Raw genomic sequence first — 1,730 nt, 5'->3', positions numbered from 1 at the left:
TTTCGTATTATAAAAGTAGGAAGAAAAGTATCCTACTTATAAGAAATATAAAGAAAGTATAAAATGTATATTATGATGTATGAGTTAGTCATAACATAATTATCATAATCATCATCTTTGTTTATTTATGAGCTAGGATATAATATTCCTAGTTCTTTTTGTTTGTAGGCATACATGCATCTAAGAACTTATGAAGAAAGCAAGAATGTGGGCTCTTTTGAAACTCTGATTTCGTCAAAAAAAGCATTCTGCTTTCCTCTTTATTTGAAAACTAGTTTATATCTAAATAGGATTCTATCAATTCAAGAATAGAACTAACCTGTATCTAACACGAAAATAAGTCAAATAAAGATGGGAAAGATTCTTCATATTTTATGGAAGGAGAACAACAGATGGAAGGACCAATTATTAGTGTCGATGTATCAAATGGATGTAGTCATTTCAAATGCTTTATTGATAAAAACAAAGCGTTTGGTAAGGTACATAAAATCAATCATAATATGGACGGATTTCATTATTTATTGGATTGTATTGGAAGATTAAAAGAAAAGACAAAGGAAGATGTATGTGTTGTTTATGAAGCTACGGGTGTCTATACAAAACCTTTGATTCGATTTTTGAATCAACATAAAGTAAAACATTATATGGTAAATCCACTTCAAGCTGCAAAGATGAGGAAAACAGATTTACATAGTAAAAAAACAGATAAGAATGATCCCAATAGTATCGCTGCTGTTTACTACGATAAACAGCTTCATGAATATGTAGAGGAAGAAACAATCCATCACAATTTGCGAGTCATGAATCGAAACTACGAAGATCAGTTGGATCATTTAAGAAAATATAAAGTTACATTTCAAAACCTATTAAGTATCGTATTTCCAGGATATAATCAATTATTCAAAAATCCATACTGTGATATTGCATTAGCTATTCTGAAGAAATACCCTCACCCTGATACGATTAAAAACAAGAAACCTGAAACAATAGCCAAATACCTAGAAAAGCATACAAACCATCACAATAAGGCTTGTCTAATATGGGCAAGTAAAGTGATAGATTATGCCAACAAGACTTATCCAGGATGCGATAAAGAAGATATAGAAGTATATGAACTGTTACGAATCATTCGTGAATTGGAAGCATGCATCACCTCATGTGATAAGCAATTAGAGGAAATGATTCAATTAGCTGAACAATCACCTAATTATTTTCTAATTCTAAGTATTGATGGTATAGGTCCAAACTTAGCTTGCCGTATTTTAGCTGAGATTGGAGATGTCAATCGCTTCGATAGAGTAAAGCAGCTCATCTCTTATGCAGGAATTGATCCACATATCAATCAATCTGGAGATATGGATGGCCTCCATTTATCGATTTCAAAGAAAGGTAACAAAAGACTTCGATGTTTACTCTATTTAGCAGTGACATGCAATCTTCGATTAAAAAAAGAAAAAGATCCAATACAACAATTCTATCAAAAGAAAAAGCAGCAATCCGTCCCACTAAAACCGAAAGCTGCTCGTGTCGCATGTACCCAGAAACTACTACGAATAATTTATGGGATGTGCAAAAGTGGTTGTTTCTATCTAAACTAACCATAATCATTATAAGACTATATATCAAAAAAATCGAGAGAACTCGATCTTTTTGTCATACAAAATTTGAAGTTATTAAGAAAAATCAAAAATTTCAAAATAATACTTGATTTATATTATCTAATTTTTTTG

The 1,730-nt window shown here is 31.0% G+C and carries 1 protein-coding gene; it reads left to right on the top strand.

What is annotated here, in order from left to right:
- Window positions 1–392 precede the first annotated feature (392 nt).
- Window positions 393–1,598: an IS110 family RNA-guided transposase gene (locus tag UGRO018_RS17615; protein ID WP_416327822.1), complete on the top strand. Its 1,206-nt coding sequence runs from the start codon at window positions 393–395 to the stop codon at window positions 1,596–1,598.
- The last annotated feature ends 132 nt before the right edge of the window (window positions 1,599–1,730 follow it).

The sequence above is a fragment of the Hoskinsella mucinilytica genome (assembly GCF_045223415.1).
Taxonomy (GTDB): domain Bacteria; phylum Bacillota_I; class Bacilli_A; order Erysipelotrichales; family Erysipelotrichaceae; genus Hoskinsella; species Hoskinsella mucinilytica.
The sequence above is the reverse complement of the archived record's forward strand: the minus strand, read 5'-3'. Positions and strand labels throughout refer to the sequence as shown.

Excerpts from the sequence above, each read along its gene's own strand:
- UGRO018_RS17615 (WP_416327822.1), top strand. The coding sequence starts at position 393 with ATGGAAGGACCAATTATTAGTGTCGATGTATCAAATGGATGTAGTCAT.